This is a genomic window from Ramlibacter sp. (genome assembly GCF_035554825.1).
Classification (GTDB): Bacteria; Pseudomonadota; Gammaproteobacteria; order Burkholderiales; family Burkholderiaceae_C; genus Ramlibacter.
In genome coordinates this window covers 1-18,484 of record NZ_DATMHS010000135.1, presented here as the reverse complement: position 1 = coordinate 18,484, position 18,484 = coordinate 1, and the positions used below count along the sequence as shown (strand labels likewise).

At 67.1% G+C, this 18,484-nt stretch carries 17 protein-coding genes; 4 read left to right on the top strand and 13 right to left on the bottom strand.

Going from position 1 to position 18,484, the window contains the following annotated elements; all coding sequences use genetic code 11:
- The 13 genes from VNT59_RS17230 to VNT59_RS17170 form a co-directional block, all read right to left on the bottom strand.
- The coding region (locus tag VNT59_RS17230) for an FAD-binding protein (protein ID WP_325500348.1) at window positions 1–422 on the bottom strand (422 nt) is incomplete at its 3' end.
- Between the two features lie 8 nt (window positions 423–430).
- On the bottom strand, window positions 431–1,162 hold the full coding sequence (gene rquA / locus VNT59_RS17225; protein WP_325500346.1) for a rhodoquinone biosynthesis methyltransferase RquA: 732 nt from the start codon (window positions 1,160–1,162) through the stop codon (window positions 431–433).
- 30 nt (window positions 1,163–1,192) lie between these two features.
- Window positions 1,193–1,522: a c-type cytochrome gene (locus tag VNT59_RS17220; RefSeq protein ID WP_325500344.1), complete on the bottom strand. Its 330-nt coding sequence runs from the start codon at window positions 1,520–1,522 to the stop codon at window positions 1,193–1,195.
- Window positions 1,523–1,808: 286 nt separating this feature from the next.
- Window positions 1,809–4,013 (bottom strand): MtrB/PioB family decaheme-associated outer membrane protein, encoded by a 2,205-nt coding sequence (locus VNT59_RS17215; RefSeq protein WP_325500343.1) that lies wholly within the window; start codon window positions 4,011–4,013, stop codon window positions 1,809–1,811.
- Window positions 4,014–4,022: 9 nt separating this feature from the next.
- Entirely contained in the window at window positions 4,023–5,003 is a 981-nt protein-coding gene (locus tag VNT59_RS17210) for a DmsE family decaheme c-type cytochrome (RefSeq protein ID WP_325500341.1), read from the bottom strand.
- A 79-nt stretch (window positions 5,004–5,082) separates the two neighbouring features.
- Window positions 5,083–7,692, bottom strand: coding sequence for an OmcA/MtrC family decaheme c-type cytochrome (locus VNT59_RS17205; RefSeq protein WP_325500339.1), 2,610 nt, complete (start codon window positions 7,690–7,692; stop codon window positions 5,083–5,085).
- 87 nt (window positions 7,693–7,779) lie between these two features.
- Entirely contained in the window at window positions 7,780–10,401 is a 2,622-nt protein-coding gene (locus tag VNT59_RS17200; RefSeq protein WP_325500337.1) for an OmcA/MtrC family decaheme c-type cytochrome, read from the bottom strand.
- A gap of 461 nt (window positions 10,402–10,862) precedes the next feature.
- Entirely contained in the window at window positions 10,863–11,111 is a 249-nt protein-coding gene (locus VNT59_RS17195) for a hypothetical protein (protein WP_325500335.1), read from the bottom strand.
- A gap of 22 nt (window positions 11,112–11,133) precedes the next feature.
- Complete coding sequence (locus VNT59_RS17190; protein ID WP_325500333.1) at window positions 11,134–11,760, bottom strand: NapC/NirT family cytochrome c; 627 nt, start codon at window positions 11,758–11,760, stop codon at window positions 11,134–11,136.
- Between the two features lie 31 nt (window positions 11,761–11,791).
- Complete coding sequence (locus tag VNT59_RS17185; protein WP_325500331.1) at window positions 11,792–12,415, bottom strand: NapC/NirT family cytochrome c; 624 nt, start codon at window positions 12,413–12,415, stop codon at window positions 11,792–11,794.
- Between the two features lie 180 nt (window positions 12,416–12,595).
- On the bottom strand, window positions 12,596–12,925 hold the full coding sequence (locus VNT59_RS17180; RefSeq protein WP_325500329.1) for a c-type cytochrome: 330 nt from the start codon (window positions 12,923–12,925) through the stop codon (window positions 12,596–12,598).
- 150 nt (window positions 12,926–13,075) lie between these two features.
- Window positions 13,076–15,112 (bottom strand): cytochrome C, encoded by a 2,037-nt coding sequence (locus VNT59_RS17175; protein WP_325500327.1) that lies wholly within the window; start codon window positions 15,110–15,112, stop codon window positions 13,076–13,078.
- 136 nt (window positions 15,113–15,248) lie between these two features.
- Window positions 15,249–15,908, bottom strand: a complete 660-nt coding sequence (locus VNT59_RS17170) for a response regulator transcription factor (RefSeq protein ID WP_325500324.1) — start codon at window positions 15,906–15,908, stop codon at window positions 15,249–15,251.
- Between the two features lie 371 nt (window positions 15,909–16,279).
- Here VNT59_RS17170 and ccmA point away from each other — a divergent pair, with 371 nt between their 5' ends.
- The 4 genes from ccmA to ccmD all read left to right on the top strand — a co-directional run.
- Window positions 16,280–16,885: a cytochrome c biogenesis heme-transporting ATPase CcmA gene (ccmA, locus tag VNT59_RS17165; RefSeq protein WP_325500322.1), complete on the top strand. Its 606-nt coding sequence runs from the start codon at window positions 16,280–16,282 to the stop codon at window positions 16,883–16,885.
- Between the two features lie 41 nt (window positions 16,886–16,926).
- The gene (ccmB, locus tag VNT59_RS17160; RefSeq protein ID WP_414708409.1) at window positions 16,927–17,547 is read left to right on the top strand and encodes a heme exporter protein CcmB; all 621 of its coding nucleotides are present in this window, start codon (window positions 16,927–16,929) and stop codon (window positions 17,545–17,547) included.
- The gene (gene ccmC, locus VNT59_RS17155; protein ID WP_325500318.1) at window positions 17,544–18,329 is read left to right on the top strand and encodes a heme ABC transporter permease CcmC; all 786 of its coding nucleotides are present in this window, start codon (window positions 17,544–17,546) and stop codon (window positions 18,327–18,329) included. Before ccmB ends, ccmC begins: the two co-directional genes overlap by 4 nt.
- Window positions 18,326–18,484: heme exporter protein CcmD (gene ccmD, locus VNT59_RS17150; RefSeq protein ID WP_325500350.1), on the top strand; the 159-nt coding region annotated here is incomplete at its 3' end. The genes ccmC and ccmD, both read left to right, overlap by 4 nt.

Sequence of the window (18,484 nt, the reverse complement as noted above, 5' to 3'; positions counted from 1 at the left end):
AACAGCGTGTGCAGCATGTGGAAGCCGGTCTTGTCGGCCGCGAACCACGTGCGCTCGATCTTCATGCCGCCGAACGCGCGCACGTTCGCATGCCCGTCGGCCTTGCGGCTCCACGGGCAGCCCCAGTGCTCCATCTGCACCATTTCCTCGTGGGCCTGGCCCACGAAGTACTGCACGACGTCCTGCTCGCACAGCCAGTCGCCACCGGCCACGGTGTCGTGGAAGTGCGCTTCGAGGCTGTCGTGCGCCTGGGTGACCGCGGCGGCCCCGCCCTCGGCAGCCACGGTGTGGCTGCGCATCGGATAGACCTTGGAGATCAATGCGATGCTGAGCGTGGGATCGGCTTCGGCCACCGCGATCGCGGCTCGCAGGCCGGCGCCGCCGGCGCCGACGATCGCGACATCTGCCTTGAATGTTTCCATTGTTGACCTCAACGGATCAGAACCAGCTTCTGGTAGAGCCCGCCGTAAAAGGTTTGCTTGGTGATGGAGGCGGGGCGGACATCGGATGGCAGGAAGGCCTGCACCTCGTTCTCCCACAGGTCCATCGCATAGGGTTCGAGCTTGCGGAACACCCCCGTCATCAGCAGGCGCAGCGGATGCCAGCGCATCGGCAGGTGGTAGTCCACGATCACGATCTTGCCGCCCGGCCGCACCACGCGCATGGCTTCGGCCAAGGTGGCACGGCGCACGGCTTCCGGCTGCTCGTGCAGCAGGAAGAACAGCAGGACCTGGTCATAGGAGCCGTCGGCGCACGCCAGCGACGACGAGTCGCCCTGCAACAGGACGATCCGGTCGTCGGCCGGCAGCTTGGCGGCCAGGTTCTTCAGCTGCACCGGCAGGATGTCCACCACATCGAGGCTGGCGTCGGGGGCGAGACGCTGCGCAAGGCGCGGCGTCAGGTTGCCGTACACGCAGGCGACCTGCAGGGTCTGGCCCGTCACCGTCGCCCCCAGCTCCGCGAGCGCCGCGTCGCGCAGGCGCCCGTAGTTGCCGAAGAGGATCAGGTTGACGAGCCACTCGCGCTCGAACACGTGCACCGCACTGGGATGCACGTAGGCCCACCAGTAGACCTGTTCCAGGTACTTCGGGATGGGCAATGTCCGGGGCGAGGCGGGCGCCGGGACTGCGAACCCGGCGTCGGCGATGGCGGGTGGAGGCATGCCTGCTTCCGCTGCTTGGGACCGGCGCGCTTACTGCGCCAGGATCCACTGCACCAGGTTCTTCACCGTGGCAGCGTCACCCTTGACCACCTTGTGCTCTTCTTCCGTGCCGTCGTCCATCTTCACCTTGGGACCCGTGGTGAGGAACTTCGTCAGCTTGGCTTCGGCGTCGGCCTTGCCCTTCAGGTCGGCGGCGACTTTCTTGAACGCGGGACCCTTCTTGGCCTTGTCCACGGAGTGGCACTTGGTGCAGCCGTTGTCCTTCAGGACCTTGTTGGCGGCATCGGCGTCGGGCGCGGCGTTGGCGGTCGAGAATGCGAAAACGGCAGCGACGGCTGCCACGAGGGGGAGGACTTTCACTTTCTTGCTCCTGTAGTGAAGGGGTTGATGCTGTCCTGTGCGACGCAACTATGGTGCTCCCGGGGGGAACAGCGGGGCTTGACCAAAGTCAAGCGCTCCGGGAACAGATGGGCTCGCTCAACCACGGCGATCACCGCGGTCGAACGTTCCCATCATGGCAAAGTCGCGCCCCGGGCGCAACGGCGGCGAATGGCAGTCATCGAGGCAGCAGGGCCTCGGGAACGGAAAAGCCAGCGCGCATGCGCTGGCTTCCTCGTGGGGCGCGCCGGAGGCCGGCGTCGCGGGCTTACTGCCAGCGGCGGGTGTAGGTCACGCCGACGAAGCTGACGCTTTGCAGCGACTTGTAATTCAGCGTGGTGCCGTCGGAATAGACGAAGGGCCGGCCGTTGGAGTTCCAGGCCCAGTCGTTCCAGCGGGTGCGCCAGTGAATGAACTCGACCCGCACCGACGATTGCTTGTCGAGTGCGTACTTGCCGAAGAGCTTCAGCTGCGTCTGGCGGAACACGATGTCCGGCAGCCCGCCGGTGGCCGCGAGCAGCGCCGCGCTGCCGAGGTCGGCCGTCGCGTCCAGCGACTGGCCGTATTCGCTGCGGTCGTTCAGGAAGCTCAGGTTGCCGCCGACCTCGAGCGCGCTGGACACCTTGCCGTTGACGCCGAGGCCGAACATGGCCGAGGTGTTGTCCAGCGCGATCAAGGCCGCGCCCGGACGTGCCTGGTCGAGCTCCTGCCGGCCATAGGACACGAAGCCGTTCACGTTCCACTTGTCGTTGACGGCGTAGGTCGCGTCGACGCTGAGCTGGTCCATCCCCGAGCGCCGCACGCCGTACGCGCTCGGCGTGTCGTAGCGATCGCGGCCGGCCTCGGCGGCGACCTGCAGCGCGAGCTTCTCGCTCGGCTGCCAGTCGGCGCTGAGGCGTACCTTGTCGCGGCGGCGGTCGGCAAGGTTCACCGGGAAGATCCCGGTGGCGAACACCGTCTGCGCGGCCACCGAACCCGGGTCGCCGACCTCGGTCACGCCGGAGCCGCTGTTGTCCCGCAACCAGTTGGAGCCGTCGCGCTTGCTGCTTTCCACGGCCACCGCGCCGCTCAATCGCTCCGAGAAGCGCTTGCGCAGCTCGGCGCGCAGGGTGGCTTCGTCGGTGCGCTCGCGCAGCGCCGTGACACCCGAGATCGCGGCGCTGGCGTTGAGCACGCCGCGATCGATCGTGTTCCCCGTGACGCCGAGCGTGCCGCGCAGGTCGCCGGTGAACTGGTAGGCCGCCTCGACCTTGCCCTTGATCGTCGTGAGGGGGTACTGGCGGTTGGTGAAACGCGCCGTCTCCATCAGGTTGTACAGGTACAGCGGCGTTCTGTCGTCGCGATCCTCGTAGCGCAGGTTCGCATGCACCGACAGCTTCGGCATGGGCCGCAGGCTGAGGCCCACTTGCGCCAGCGTCGTCGACATCTTGCCGCCGAGGTCGCCGATGCCGACCGGGCCGGCCGTGAAGCCGGCGCCCGCGAAGTTCTGCGTCTGCGTCGCCCGCGTGTACGCCACCTTGAAGTTGACGTTGGTCGTCGGCGAAACCGCGTAGTTGCCGGTCACGTCGAACTGGTGCGCCTGGTTGTCCGGCGGCAGCGCCACCGGGTTGTTCAGGATCGGCTGCAGCCCGTTCGACAGCGGCAGGATCGCGCCCAGCGGGTTGTACAGGCTGCCCGGCACGCTTGGCTGCAGGCTGCCATATTCGTTGCGGTAGAAGGAGCCGTAATAGCCGACCGACAGCGCCAGCTTCTCGCCGCCGAACGTGAAGCGGGCCTCGGCCTGGCTGTGGTTCGAGTCGATCGGCTCCGGCAGCATCAGCACCGCCCAGCCCGCCTGGGCCGCGTTGGTGCCGGCGCAGCCGGGCGCGGCGAAGGTCGGGCAGGTCATGCCGAGGCCGAACAGGCGCGAGCCTTCCTTCTTTTCGGTGCGCAGGCTGGCGTCGAATTGCCACTGGCGCGAGATCACCTTGGAGAACCCCAGGCCGAGGCTGTCGCGCCGCACCTTCAGATCCATGTCGCCGCCGCTGCCGGCGCCGCCCAGCAGCGGCACCACCTGCGGAGTGGCCGACCCGCCTGCCACCAGCCCGGTATTCGGGATGTACGGGTCGTAGCGCAGGAAGCCGCGGTAGTCGGCGGAAAACGCCCAGTCGCCCTGGCGTTTCCAGACGAATTCCAGTTCGCGGTTGCCGGTCAGCAGGTCGCTCGCGCGAAAACGCGTCATTGTGCCGCGCTCGTCGTCGCGGCGGTAGTAATCGCCCCCGAGGATGCCGAAGGCGTTGCCGGTCGTGCCCCGGTACTGGTCGAAGATCGACCGGTCGCCGCGGTCGCCGGTGGCGGCGCCGATGCCGGCGGTGACTGAGCCCTCCACTTCACCGCCTTCGGCCGCGTACGCGGTGCCGAAGGCCGCCAGCAGCGCCAGCGCGATCAGGGTGGGACGGGTCTTGAGGGGCCGGACGTTGGAATGCTTGCTCATGTGCGGGCCTCAGCGGAGGAAGAGCCGCGGCGTCGGATTCGTCGCGGACGGATTGTTCGTGCCGTGCACCTGCGTGTGGCAGTTCATGCAGCTGCGGCCCTGCCACATGTTGATGACGTTCTTGCCGCCGGTGGTGCCGGTGATCGCCGGGGCCACCTGGCCCGCCGCGGCGGGCGGCAGTACCCCCGGCTGGCCGCCGACGGCGCCGACGCCACCGGTCACGTGCGGCGTGTGGCACTGCTGGCACAGCATCGGCGCGCGCGTCTTGAGCATCGCCTGCACCGTGCTGCCGTGCGGGTTGTGGCAGATCGCGCAGTCCTCCATCACCGGCTCGTGCGAGTGCACGAACGGGCCTCGCTTCTCGGCGTGGCAGGTGTAGCAGGTGGCGTTGGTGCTGTCGCGCTTGGCGAGCTTGGGACCGGCCGAGCCATGCACGTTGTGGCAGTCGGAGCAGCTCATCTTGCCCTCCGGGACCGGGTGGTGCGAGGGACGGGCGACCTGGGCCCGCTGCTCCTTGTGGCAGGTGAAACACACCTCGGTCTGCGTCGCGCGCGTCAGGACCCGGTCGTGGTTGGTGTGGATCTTGTGGCAGCTCGAGCAGGCGAGATCGGCCGACTCGTGCTGGCTGCCGCCCCACATGGCGCGCTGCGCGTCCTTCTTGTGGCAGGTCAGGCACGCCGCGTTGCGCTCGCTGACCGGCGTCGGCGAATCCTTCTTGAACATGCGGTCGGGCTTCGGCTGTTCCTTGGCGCCGGCCGGCTTCTTGACGTGCGTGGTGCTGGGACCGTGGCAGGTCACGCAGGTCGGCGTACGCGGATCACTCGCCTGGGCGTGGGCGCTGCGCTGCCACGCCGGCAGGTCCTCTTCGTCGTGGCACTTCACGCATTCGGCGGAAGCTGCGGCATCCACATTGGCTGCCCATGCCGTGGCGCCCCCGAACAGGCCGAGCAGGCCCAGGGCGACGATCGCCAACGCTCGCTTGATTCGCATTCGATCTCCTCAGTCTTGCAGCCCCCCGCGCGCGGGGGTTGCGGCGCCCTACCCTCCCAGGACGGGCGCCGCACCGCGTTTACTTCTGACCGTGGACGATGTCCACGCCCTTGAAGACGCCAGGCGCGTGGCAGTCCATGCAGGTCTCCTGCGTCTGCAGCGATTGCCGTTGCGTGCGGTCGCCGAAGGCAGCATTGCCGAAACTCGTCACGTGCCCGATCGCCTTCGGAGAGTCGTGGCAGGCCGTGCAGCTGGCCGCCTTCGGCGAGATCACCAGCCAGTCCAGCGGATTGGTGGCGCCGGCCGGCTTGGCGACGACGGCGCCGATCTGGCCGCGGTCGATCTGATACGACTTGTTCACGTGGCAGGAGTCGCAGTTGAGGCCCACTTGCGGGTAGGCCACTTCGGCGCCGTAGTTCTCGGCCGCGGCGACGGCCGCCCCGGTGTAGCCGCGGGCGCGCGCCGCCGCCGTGACGATGTCGGCGATGGTCTGGAACGTGTTGCCGGCGGCCACCGGGGTGCCCGCGGTCACCACGACCGTCGACGTGCCGTTGATCGTCACCGACTGGTTCGCCAGGAACGTGCCCTGCGCCAGCAGCTTGCCGGTGTCGTCGAACGGACCCTGCACCACGTTGCCGTGCGTGAACGGATACGTGCGCTTGGAGTTGCCGTGGATGCCGTGGATGAAGCGCTTGAACTGGTAGGACTCGTTGAGCGCCAGGCCGTTGGTCATGACGGTCGACGACATGCGGTTCGGATCGTGGCAGACCACGCAGGCTTCGACCGTGTTGCGCGCGCCGCCGTGGAAGGCGTTGGCCAGCGTGTTCGAGCCCGAGGTGGTGCCGAGCGCGCCGTGGCACACGTTGCACTTCTCGTTGGAAACGATCTGGCGGCGCGGCGTGAGCGGACCGCTCAGGGCGACATCAGCGTAGGTGTGCTGGGCCACGACGTTGACGAGCTCGGCGGGGGTCGCCACCGGCCGCGGATCGGTCGCCGCCTTCACCTCGAGCTTGGGCTCCTTGATCTGCCCGATGCTGACCACGCGGCCCGTGCCTTGCGCGATCGAGACGCCTGCCACGTCGGCCGGCACCGGGATCGCCACCGTGTAGTGGTTGCTGCCGTCGTTGGTGCCCTTGTAGGCGTACGCGTTGGCGCCGCTGCCGCCGTTGTTGTACGACGTGAACTCGGTGACTGCCAGCGGCTGGCCGGCCATGTTCGGGTAGGCCAGATAGAAGCGCAGGTTGCCGAACTTCGTGTTGCTCGAGCAGGTCAGGCTCGCGCCCGTGCCGGTGCAGTCGGACGTCACCAGGTTGTACGGCGCGTTGCCGGCGGTCGGGTCGGACACGAAGTACCTGACGTTCACCACGCGAGCGGCCGCGTCGTAGGTGGCGCTCTCGATGTTCATCTTGTACTTGGCCGCGTTCTCCTCGTTCTGGTTCCAGTGCACGCGCTCCGGCGAGATGGCCGTGCCGGCGGCGTGGCAGCCGGCGCACGCGCTGTTGGGCATCTGCGTCGCCGCGGCGTTGGGATCGCGGTTGCTGTTCAGGACGAAGTGGACGTTGTACCAGTCGGAACCCGGATTCGCCGCGTGGCAGGTCAGGCAGGCTTCGCGGCTGGGCTTGGACTTCCAGTTGTCGCCCTGCGGCGTGTTCGGGTTGGCGGCGGTATGGCACACCGTGCAGTTGCGCAGGTCCTGCGGGAAGCCGACTTCCGCGAAATCGACCTTGGTGTTCTGGTAACCCCAGATCACGTATTCCTCGCCGCCCTTGCCCTGGTCGAGCTTCGCCTTGAGCAGCTTGCCGGCGTGGATCTTGTGGACCATGGTCGACAGCGTCAGCACGTTGCCGCTGTTCGCGTCGGTGGTGCCGGGGTTGTGGCACAGGACGCAATACTGGACGTCGACGCGGCCACCACCGTGCAGGGCCAGTTTCTCGTGACAGCCGTTGCAGTTGTTGATGTCGGCGACCTTCTTCGAACGCGCCGCATCGACCGGCACGGAATTGCCGGCGGCGTCGAACGTGAAGTCAAAGTAGGGATTCACCCGCACCGGCTCGCCGGCGGCATTGGTGTATGCCAGCTGCACCGCGATGCGGTGGGTGCGACCCGGCTCGAATACCACGCCGTTCGTCTGCGCGGGGTTCTTGATGTCGGTCTTGAAGGTGTAGGTGTAGTACCCCTCGGGGTTGTACACCAGCTGCTGCGCCGCCAGGGCCGGGTCGGTCTGCTTGCTGTCGGTCGTCGCCTGCTTCGCGCTGGCGAGCACCGCATGGCCGTTGGGGCCGACCGTGGGCGTCGCGGTTTCGGTACGGTAGACGTAGTTGACCCACTGGTCCGGACTGCCGTTGGTGCCGGGCACCAGCTTGGCGATCGCGAAACTGACATCCGCCAGCTTCACGTCCGACTTCGCCTGTCCGTTCGAGAACACCGCGAAGTTCACTTTTGGTGCGCCGCTGGCCACGCTCACGGCCGGAATGCCGGCCTGCTGCACGACCGCGAACGATGAGTTCGAATTGATCGACGTATCGTTGGCGGCCACGCCGGCCGCCGTCGCGATCGTCTGGTTCAAAGGCGACGGGCCGGTGCCCGTGCCGCCACCGGTCGGCGTCTCGCCGCCGCCGCCACCGCCGCAGCCGGCGATGGTGAGCGCGAACAGGACTGCCGCGCTCGCCTGAACCCACTTCTTAGTCACTTTGATGCTCCTGGATCGGCAGTACCGATCAAAAAGGGAACCGGCCCAGAGGGCCGGTTCCGTTCACTACCTTCCCATGAGGGAATGCTACTTCACGCCATGCACCGTGTCGACCCCGATTGCGCTGCCGGGCGCGTGGCAACCCTCGCAGGACTCGAACACTTTGCCGCCAAACAACAGATCGTTCTGCGTGAAGCTGCCGAACGAGGCGCCGACGGTCTTGACGTGCGTCTGGACCGACTTCGCGTCATGGCAGCCGGTGCAGGTGGCCGCCTTGGGCGACAGCACTTGCCAGTCGAGCATGTTGGTCTTGCCGGTCTGCTTGAACACGACAGTGCCGAGCACGCTCTTGTCCTGCTTCCAGGAGTCGTTCACGTGGCAGTTCGAGCACGCCTTCAGGTCGCCCGGGTAGGCCACTTCGGCGGTGAAGTTGTCGGTCACGCCAGGGTACTGGTTGACGCAGGTCGCGGCGCCCAGGCTCGGGCCGCCGGCCACCTTGTTCGTGCCGTCCTTGTTGTACTCGCCACCGACGTTCATGCAGTGCGTGAACGGATAGTTGCGCTTCTCGCCGTAGTGGATGCCGTGCACGAACCGCTTGGCCTGATAGGACTCATGCAGGAACGCGCTGGTGTTGCCGGCCGCGAGCTGGCTGTCGCCGGTGACCGGGCCGGTGGAACCGTCCGTCATCAGCGTGTAGCCGCCCGCCTGGTTGGCGTTGTGGCAGATCGCGCAGCCGTCGGCGTTGTTGCGGTGGCCCTTGTGGAAGCCGACCGTCTGTGCGCCCATGGGCAGGCCCAGGATCGCATGGCAGTTGTTGCAACCGTCGTTGCTGACGATCTGGCGGCGCGGCGCGCTGGACGTTCCACCGGTGGCGATGTTGACGTTCGTGATGGCGTTCTTCACCGGCACGTAGGCCAGGTCTTCGTTGGTGGTCGGCGGCACGGCGCCAATCGGGTTGCGCGTGACCGGGTCCAGACGACGCTCGGACACCGCACCGATGAGCATCACGCGAGCGTTGCCCTTGGCGCCGGCCGGAATCGTGATGTCGGCGGTGTACTGGTGCGTGGCGCTGTCGACGCCGCGGTAGGCAGGATAGCTGGCCGTCGCGGTCACGTCGTCGGCCGTCACGCCGGCGAGGTTTTCCACGCCGAGGTACACCGTGAACATGCCGAACTTGTCGGTCGGCTTGCCCGGCAGCGCGGGCGGCAGCACGGCGTCCCAGCGGTAGTTGCTGTTGCAACCGACGATGGAGGCGCCGGCGGAGTCCGTCGTGGCGGCGGCCGCGCATCCTTCGCGCAGGTCGTACGCGGCGCCGGTCTTCGGATTGACGACCGAGTACTTCACGGTCAGCAAGCCGGTCGCCGTAGCCGTCGCGGCCTTCTTGAGCGACACGCTGTCGATCTTCGCCTGGTAGTTGCCGGCGTTGGCCAGTTCCTGGACCCAGTGCACCTTGTCCGCGGAAAGCGGGCTGTTGGCACCGTGGCACGAAGCGCAGGTGGAGTTGGAGATGCCGTCCGGCGTCGCACCCAGCTTGAGCGTGGTGATGTGCGTCGTGTAGAAGCCGCTGGTGGCGTTGGTCTGGTGGCAGCTCAGGCAAGCTTGCTTGCTCGGCACGCTCTTCCAGTTGTCGCCCTGCGGGGTCTTCGGGTTCGAACCGTCGTGGCAGACCGCGCAGTTGCGGATCGGCTGCGGGAAGCCGACTTCAGAGTAGTCGTGCTTGCTGTTTCCGTAGCCCCAGATGGTGTAGTGCTCGCCCTTTTCCGCCAGCACCTGGCCGGCGTGGATCTTGTGCACCATCGTCGAGAGCGCAAGGTTGTTGCCGCTGTTCGCGTCGGTCGTCCCGGTGTTGTGGCACAGAACGCAGTACTGCGTGTCCACCCGGCCGCCGCCGTGCAACGCCAGCTTGTCGTGGCAGGTGTTGCAGGTGGCGATGTCGACCATCTTGCGGGTCGCGCTTGCGCCGACCGGAACGGACTTGCCGTTCGCGTCGATCGTGAAATCGAAATACGGGTTCACGCGCACAAGCGTGCCAGCGGCGTTCTTATAGTCCAGCTGGATCGCGATGCGATGCGTGCGGCCGGGCTCGAAGGCGACGCCACCGGTGGAATACTTGGTGGTGCCCACCGTGGCCGTCCAGGCCGGGTCCTTCACATCCGCGCGGAACGTGTAGGTGTAGTAGCCATCCTGGTTGTAGACCAGCTGTCCCGCGGCGAGCGCGGCATCGGTCTGCTTCGGATCGGTGGTCGCCTGCAAGGCGCTGGCAAGCGCCGGCGTGCCGTTCGGGCCGACACCGGCGGTGGCAACCTCGGTGCGGTAGACGTAGTTGACCCACTTGTCCGGCTCGCCATTGGTCCCGGGCACCAGTTTTGCGAGGGCGAAGCTGACGCTGCCCACGGCCACGCTCGGGACCACCTTGCCGTCCGAGAAGACAGCAAAGTTCACCTTGGGCGGGCTGTTGACCGTGACGGCAGGAACGTTGTTCGCCTGCAGCACGCTGAACGCGGCGGTCGAATTGACCGACGTGTCGTTGGCGGCCTGGGCGGCGGCCGCGTTCAACGCCGCCGCGACGTTCGCCGTCGCCGGCGGGGGGTTCCCGCCGTCGGGCGGCGGCGTGACGACTTCGTCACCGCCGCCTCCACCGCAGCCGCTCAAGGCGACGACCAGCGCGGCGAACGTCGCCGCGCTGTAACGGACAAGAAATTTTTTCATACCTGACTCCATGAGAACACGACAAGCCTCTGACTGATACCGCTTCAAGAGCACGCGTTCGCTGTGTCTGCGCCGTGCCCCCGCTCAATTCGCTCCAACTTCGATGGGTTCTCGTTGTGCATGCGCTTCCGTGACCGGAGCGTGATTGAGCTGTGTAGAGAATTCTCCCGATTGAAGTTCGGCGCAGATATCGGAACCGATTCAAAATTCCCCTAGGAATAATCCGAGCCGGCAAGCCGCTGCTCGTCGCCCCGCAAGCGCGTCTTGACCGGCGTCAACAAGAGCCGTTGCGGCGGGCGGGCGCGCCGTCGCCGGTGCCTGCTTTCGGCTTTCCTTGAACCTGCATCAAGCTGGCCGGGCGGCGAACCGGGTGGTGAATGCGCGCGTGCGGGCGGCACCGCCGGCGCGCGAGCGCTCCGCGCGGCCCGGGAGCGATGCGAAATAGCGACAGCCGCCCCCGCTCAGGGCCGCAGCAGCGGGGAGATCAGCCCGCCGATCACGGTGGAGGCCGTGTACAGCACCACCACGGCGGGAACGGCGGCGACTGCCACCTTGATCATGAACCAGAAGATCGTGCCGAACCGCATGTGCAGGTCCGACACCACCACGGGCAGCGAGTGACCGGACTCCAGCGGCACCGCGCCGCAGTGAGGGCAGCTGGCGGCGCTGTCGCTGATCCTCGCCTTGCATTCGAAGCATTCGATGAGCACGTGCGGACTCCTTTCGCGTCGTCTACTTGCTGGCGGCCTGGGCGCCCGCCAGCTCCTGCGGGCCGGGCCCGTCGGGCTCCTTGTGCGCGATGGCGAAATGGCAGTCGATGCAGGTCAGCCCCTCGAGCCTTCCTTTCTCGTGCCGCTTCAGCGCCTTCTCGCTCTGCTTGTCCGGGTCCATCTTCGCGGTGGTATGGCAGTGGCGGCACTCGCGCGAATCGTTCTGCTTCATGTAGACCCAGACCCGCTTGGCCAACTCGTAGCGCTTGGCCTCGAACTTCTGCGGCGTGTCGATCGAGTGGGTCACGTTGTGGCCCCACACGTCCGACAGCAACCCCACCTTGGCCCAATAGTTCGGGATGTACTCGTGCGGCACGTGGCAGTCGTTGCAGGTGGCGCGCACGCCGCTGCGGTTCACGTCGTGCACCGTGCCCTTGTGCTCCTTCTGCAGCTGGTTCATCTCGTGGCAGGCGTTGGCGCAGAACTGCTCCGAGTTCGCGTACACCATGAAGGAGCCGACCGACGCGAACGCCACGGCCCCCACGGCCAGCCCCGCCAGGAGCACCGCCAGGCTGCCGGGTCCCGCGCCCCAGCCCCGGGCCCGCTGCAGCAGCCGCGCGCCTCGGATGCGCTGAATGATCTTCACCATCTGAGCTTCTCCTCGTGTTGGCGTGGCGGCGCTAGAAGATCGCGCTGCGCGGAATCAGGCTGCGATCCACTTCGAGCTCCTGCGGACCCGGCCCCTGGTCGGGCACTTCATGGGTGATCCCGAAGTGGCAATCGACGCAGGTCAGCTTTTCCTTCTTGGCCTTCGCGTGCCGCGCCACGGCGATCGGCGACTGCCGCTCCGGATCCATGTTCGCGGCGTTGTGGCAGTGCCGGCATTCGCGCGAATCGTTGCCCTTCATGTAGGTCCAGACCCGCTGCGCCATCTTCGGACGCTGCGCCACGAACTTCTCGCGGGTGTCCACGGTGTGCGTGACGTGGTGGCTCCACAGGTCGTTCAGCGCGCCCATCTTGGCGATGTACAGCGGAATCGGCGCATGCGGCACGTGGCAGTCGACGCACGTCGCGCGCACCCCCGTTCGGTTGCGGTCGTGCGACGAGCCGGCGTACTCCATGTTGGAGTTGTTCGCCATCTCGTGGCAGCTGGTGGCGCAGAACGGCTCGGTGCTGGTGTACACGAGCGTGCTGGCGAACAGGCTCAGGCCTGCGATGGCGAGTCCGAAGCCGGCCAGCAGCACGACGATCGCGCGCCGTCCTGCCGCCCATTTCGCGAGTCTTGCAAGAGCTCTTGGAGGCATGGTCGTTCCCCTTTCCGGAAAACGTGCATCGAGGGGCCTCATCCAGGCGGCTGGCGCCTGTGGCCGCGCACGCGTGCCGCCGGCTCGCGTGGGCGTGACGGCGGTCGCCGCGGGCCGGCGGATGCCGCAGTCAGTGCGAAGACGCAGCGCGCGCGGGCAGCGGCTGCGCAGGGCTGCGCGCTAGAGCGACAGCATCCACTGGACGGCGTTCTTGATCTCGGCCTGGTCCGTGGTCTTGACGGCCTTGTGCTCTTCCTTCTTGCCGTCGATCTCGATCATGGGCCGGGTCGTGATGTGTTTCACGAGCTTGTCTTCGGCGTCGGCCTTGCCCTTGTATTTCTTGGCCACTTCCTTGAAGGGCGGCCCGTCCTTCTTCTTGTCGATCGCGTGGCACTTGAAGCAATCGCTCTTCTTCAGCAATGCCTGCGCGCTCTCTGCGTCGGGCGCGGCCTGCACGCCCCAGGCGGTCGTCAGCCCGACGGCGAGGGCGAGGGTGGTCAGCAACTTCATACAGCGTCTCCTTTGAAAAGAACAAAAGCACAGACTGCGTTGCCATGCATCCGCCCCTGGCCGCAAGGCCGGCACCTGCGTTGCGCAAGTGCCGGCCGCGGCGGGGCGAACCCCGGATCGACCGTCGACTGTTCGAACTGCCGTTGGCGATCAACCTCCAGTGAAGAACCCGATACCGACCAGCGTCAGCAGCGTGAGACCGATGGCGATCAGCACGAAGCCGAGCAGCTTGGACAGCTTCAATTTCAGCGGCGAGGGCGGCTCGACCAGGTACTTCTCGAGTTCGCCGGTCGCGACCAGGCGCTGGTACTGCAGCGGGTGGTCGGCCTTGAACTCCTCGAGCGGCACGCTGCCGGTGAACATCACAACCTCGACCGGGAACTTGTCGGGCCGGAAGTGGTTGTTGAAGAAGTGCACCGTGAACAGGAACACCACCGCCAGGAACGCTTCCTCACCGTGGAAGATCGACGCCACGTTGAAGATCCAGCCCGGCAGGACGTTGCCGAAGATCCCCGGCAGCCACATCACGAGGCCGCTGAAGCCGATGATCGTCACCCCCCAGAACGGGGCCCAGTAGTCGAACTTCTCCCAGTAGGTCCAGCGGTCGAAGGTCGGGCGCGGGCCCTTGCCGAAGAACCACTTGAACATGCCGATCATGTCTTCCAGGTCCTTCAGGTTCGGCACCATCGAGTTGGGGCCGAAGATCTGGAAGGTCCGCCAGTTGCGGCCGACGCGGATCAGCATGTACACCAGGTGCCAGAAGAACACGCTGGCGAAGATCACGGCCGCGGTGCGGTGGATCAGCCCGGTGACCTTCGGGCCGCCGAAGAACTTCATGATCGCCGGCGCCCAGGGCACGTCCGGATAGAACAGCGGCATGCCGGTGAGCGTCAGCACCATCAGGCTGAGCGCGAACAACAGGTGGGCGATCCGCCAGGTCGGCGTGAAGCGCTGGAACTGCTTGCCGCGCAGCTGGGCCGGGACCTCCTCGACGCGCACGTGCTCGGCGCCGCCGCGGGCCTTGCGCTCCTTGTACTCGCGGTAGAACCACAGCACCGTGTGCAGCCAGAAGAAGGCGAAGGTTCCGACCAGCAGCCCGCTCATGAGCTGCCAGGCGGCCCACACCTGCGGATAGCGGTGGAAGTCGTGCGGATCGGCGTGCGGCTGGAAGCTCGCGAATCCCTTGGGCACTTCCGGCAGGCCCTTCTTCGGGTTGTGGCAGGAGCGGCAGGTCTCCATCCGGTTGTCCGGCGCGACCTTGGACTTGGGATCGTCGACGCGAACGATCTCGTGGCTGCCGTGGCAGTCGAAGCACTTGGCCGTGTAGGCGTAGCCGAGCGTGCTCACCTTGCCGTGGAAGGTGTCCTTGTAGCTCTCGAACTGCTTGGTGTGGCAGGTGCCGCACTGGGCCGTCACGGTGAGCTTGAAGGGATCGCCGGAGGTGTTGGTGATGGCGTGCGCGGTGTGGCAGTCGGAGCACACGGCGGCGTCGGCCAGCAGCTTCTTGGCGTTCTCCTGGCCGTGCACCGAGCCCTGGTAGGCCTCGAGCTGGTCGGTGTGGCACTGCGCGCCGCAGGTGGTCGAGATGCCCAGGCGCCACTGGGTGTATTCGGGCGTGTTCTTGGGCGGAACATTGAAGCCGTGCGTCTCGTGGCAGTTCTCGCAGGTCGCGTTCGGCTTGCTCTTGTCCTCCGAGCTGGGTCGCGCGTGGAACGACTTCTTGTAGGCCTCGATGTTCTTGGCGACCACCCCCAGGCGCGGGCGCTCCTGCTCGCGGCCGCGCTTGACGGTCTGCTCCCACAGCTCCTGGTGGCAGGTCGCGCAATCGACCTTCTTCAGGGCCTGGCTCGGGTCCTTGGCGTGGACATTGCCCTTGTCGGCGTTGTCCTTGATGTCGGTGTGGCAGGCCACGCATTCCATCTGGGCGTGCACGCCCTTCTGGAACTTCGCGGCGTCGAGCGCGCGCACGGCGCGCGGCTTGCCGTCAGGCCCGGCGGCCTCGAGCTTGCCCTTCTTGCCGTCGTGGCAGGTCAGGCACGTGGCGTTGTCAAGCTTGGCTTCGCCCGCTGGCGCGGCCGGCTGCGCGGCTGCCGTGCCGGCGAGACCCGGCAAGCCGAGGCAGGCAAGCACCAGCCCCGCCGAGATCGCCAGTTGGCGCAGGCGTGAAAGTGGACCCTCAAGTCGCATTGTTGGTTTTCCTGACTGCAAAAAAAGGCGAGGCCATGACAGCGCCCCGCACGACACAAAGAGTCCCTGCGCTGCTCCTGCCCCTCGTCCGTCGCCGGACCAGGTTCCCTGGCAGGAATGGCGCGAGACGCCATGGCTACTCGCGAGCTGTGTCGAGCAGCTTGTGCTCGATAGCGTAGCGGACAAGCTCGACCTGGCCACCCAGGGTCATCTTGTCCAGGATGTGAGACTTGTGGGTGCTCACCGTTTTGATGCTCAAAGACAACTCATCCGCGATGTCGGTCAACGTGGCCCCGCTCACGATCCGGCTGAAGATGCCGTATTCGCGATCGGTGAGGCGGTTGTGCGGCAGCGCGTCGCCTTCCTGCGCCGGATGGCTGGCCAGCAGCTCGGTCACCTTCTGGCTGACGAACATGCGGCCGCCGGCCACGCGGCGCATGGCGGCGAGCACGGTTTCGATGTCCGCCTTCTGCGAGAGATAGCCGGAGGCGCCGGCGCGGATGGCGCGCACGGCATAGAGTTCTTCGCGCTGCGCGCTGAACACGAGGATCGGCACGCGGGGGCGCTCGGACTTCAGCAGCTTGATCAGCTCGAGGCCGCTGCGGCCCGGCATGCACAGATCGAGCATCACCAGGCCCCATTCGCGCTGGCGGATCATGTCGAGCGTCGCATGGCCGTCGCCGGCCTCGCCGCACACCCGCATGTCCGGCGATTCGGCGATGAGATACTTCAAGCCGTACCGGACGACCGGATGCTCCTGGGCTATCAGTACCTCGACTCTCACGGACGCCTCCATGCGCTTACCACATCGTTCAAACCCGAGCCGGCGTGTGGGCAGCCCGGGTGATGGATAGTGTCTTGTCAGGGTGGGGGGACCCCGTTGATCTACGTCAACGGGAACGCGACAGTACTGCCGGGCGGTCCCGCGCCCGCTCTGGGATAATGCGCTGCCCGCCGCTGCGACCGACGGGCGCCATGGTCCTTCGCGCGCAGACCCGGCCCCGAGGCGGCCACCGGAACAACAACACCACGGCGCGGTGCCATGCGGAGGCTGCGGCACGCCTTGGGCGCGAGCCTCTTTTCCTGCGATCCGGTGCGTTGACATTCGTCAACGGGGTCGCGAGTGTCCTGTTGGAAACCCCAGTCGGCCACCCCGACAATCGATTCATGTTGAGCGCCCATCAACTCAGTTGCGTCCGCGGTGAACGAACCCTCTTCACCGGGCTCGACCTCGCCGTCGGCGCGGGCGAGTGGCTGCACGTGCGCGGTGCCAACGGCTGCGGCAAGACCAGTCTGCTGCGCCTGCTCGCTGGGCTGGCGACGCCGGCCGCCGGCGAGATCCGCTGGGACGGCCACGCGGTGCGCGAGGACGTGGAGGCGTATCACCAGGCGATGCTCTTTCTCGGCCACCACGGCGCGGTGAAGGAGGAACTGACGGCGCGCGAGAACCTGGAGCTCGCCGCGGAGCTCGACGGCGCGAAGCTCGATCCGGGCGAAGTCGTGGCGGCGCTGCACCGTTTCGGGCTCAAGGGCCGCGAGGACCTGCCGGTGCGGTTCCTGTCGGCGGGCCAGAAGCGGCGCGTGCTGCTGGCGCGGCTGGTCACGCGCAAGGCGAAGCTGTGGATTCTGGATGAACCGTTCACCGCGCTCGACACGCGCGCGGTGGACATGCTCGGCGGCCTGGTCGGCGAGCACCTGGCCCAGGGCGGCATGGCGGTGGTCACGAGCCACCAGGCCATTCCGATTCCGGGCGGCAAGGCGATTGAACTGTGAATTCGGTGTTGGCGGTAGTCCGGCGCGATCTGCTCCTCGCGATGCGCCGCAAGACGGAGGTGCTGACGGCCCTCTTCTTCTTCGTGATCGTGACCAGCCTGTTCCCGCTGGGCATCGGCCCGGAACCGGCCCTGCTGCGCAAGATCGCGCCGGGCGTGCTGTGGGTCGGCGCGCTGCTGGCCACCATGCTGGGGCTGCAGCGGATGTTCGCGGCCGACCACGCCGACGGGACGCTGGAGCAGATGGTGCTCTCCCCGTCCCCGCTGGGGCTGCTCGTGAGCGGCAAGAATCTGGCCCACTGGCTCGTCTCCGGCCTGCCGCTGGTGATCCTGGCGCCGCTGCTGGGGATCCAGTTCGACCTGTCGGCCGGGGAACTGGGAGTGCTGATGCTGAGTCTGTTGCTGGGGACGCCGGTGTTGTCGCTGGTGGGCTCGATCGGCGCCGCGCTGACGCTGGGCGTGCGCGGCGGCGGCGTGCTGCTGAGCCTGCTGGTGCTGCCGCTGTACGTGCCGGCGCTGATCTTCGGCGCCGGCGCCGTGCAGGCCTACAACTCCGGCCTGGGCGCGGCGGGGCACCTGTCGCTGCTGGCGGCCCTGCTGGTCATGGCCCTGTTTTTCGCGCCGTGGGCGACCACGGCGGCTTTGAGGATCGCACTGGAATGAGCCAAATCGCCATCAACGATCGCACCGCGGCCGGCCGCGGGGTCATCCACTGGTTCAAGTTCGCCAGCCCGTACAGCTTCTATCCGGTGGCCGGCAAGCTGCAGCCCTGGTTCTGGGCGCTGGCGGTCGTCTTCGGCCTGGCCGGGCTGTGGGTGAGCTTCTTCGTCGCCCCGACCGACGCCACCCAGGGCGAGGGCTACCGGATCATCTTCGTGCACGTGCCGGCCTCCTGGATGTCGATGTTCATCTACCTCGTCATGGCCGGCTGGGCCGCCATCGGCCTGGCGCTGAACACGCGGCTGGCCGGCATGTGGGCGCAGGCGCTGGCCCCCACCGGCGCGCTGATGGCCTTCCTGTCGCTGTGGACCGGCGCGTTCTGGGGCAAGCCGATGTGGGGCACCTGGTGGGTGTGGGACGCGCGGCTGACCTCCGAGCTGATCCTGTTCTTCCTGTACCTGGGCTTCATCGCGCTGCAGGCGGCGATCGACGATCCGCGCCGCGCCGACAAGGCCGGCGCCATCCTCGCCCTGGTCGGCGCGATCAACGTGCCGGTCATCTATTTCTCGGTCAAGTGGTGGAACACGCTCCACCAGGGCTCGTCGGTCTCGATGACCAAGGCTCCCTCGATGGCGATGACCATGTTCCTGGGCATGGTCCTCATGGCGCTGTGCTTCTGGATGTACTCGATCGCCGTCGCGCTCAAGCGGGTGCGGGCCATCATCCTGGAGCGCGAGGCGCATACCGACTGGGTCCACCAGCTTCCCGAGGTGCAGGCAGCATGATCTGGAATTCCGCCTCCGATTTCTTCGCCATGGGCGGCTACGCCCTGTACGTGTGGGGCAGCTTCGGCGTTTGCGCGCTCGCCCTGGCCCTGGAGCCGCTGCTGGTGGGCCGCCGCCAGACGAACATCATGCAGAGCCTGCGGCACCGCGCGCGC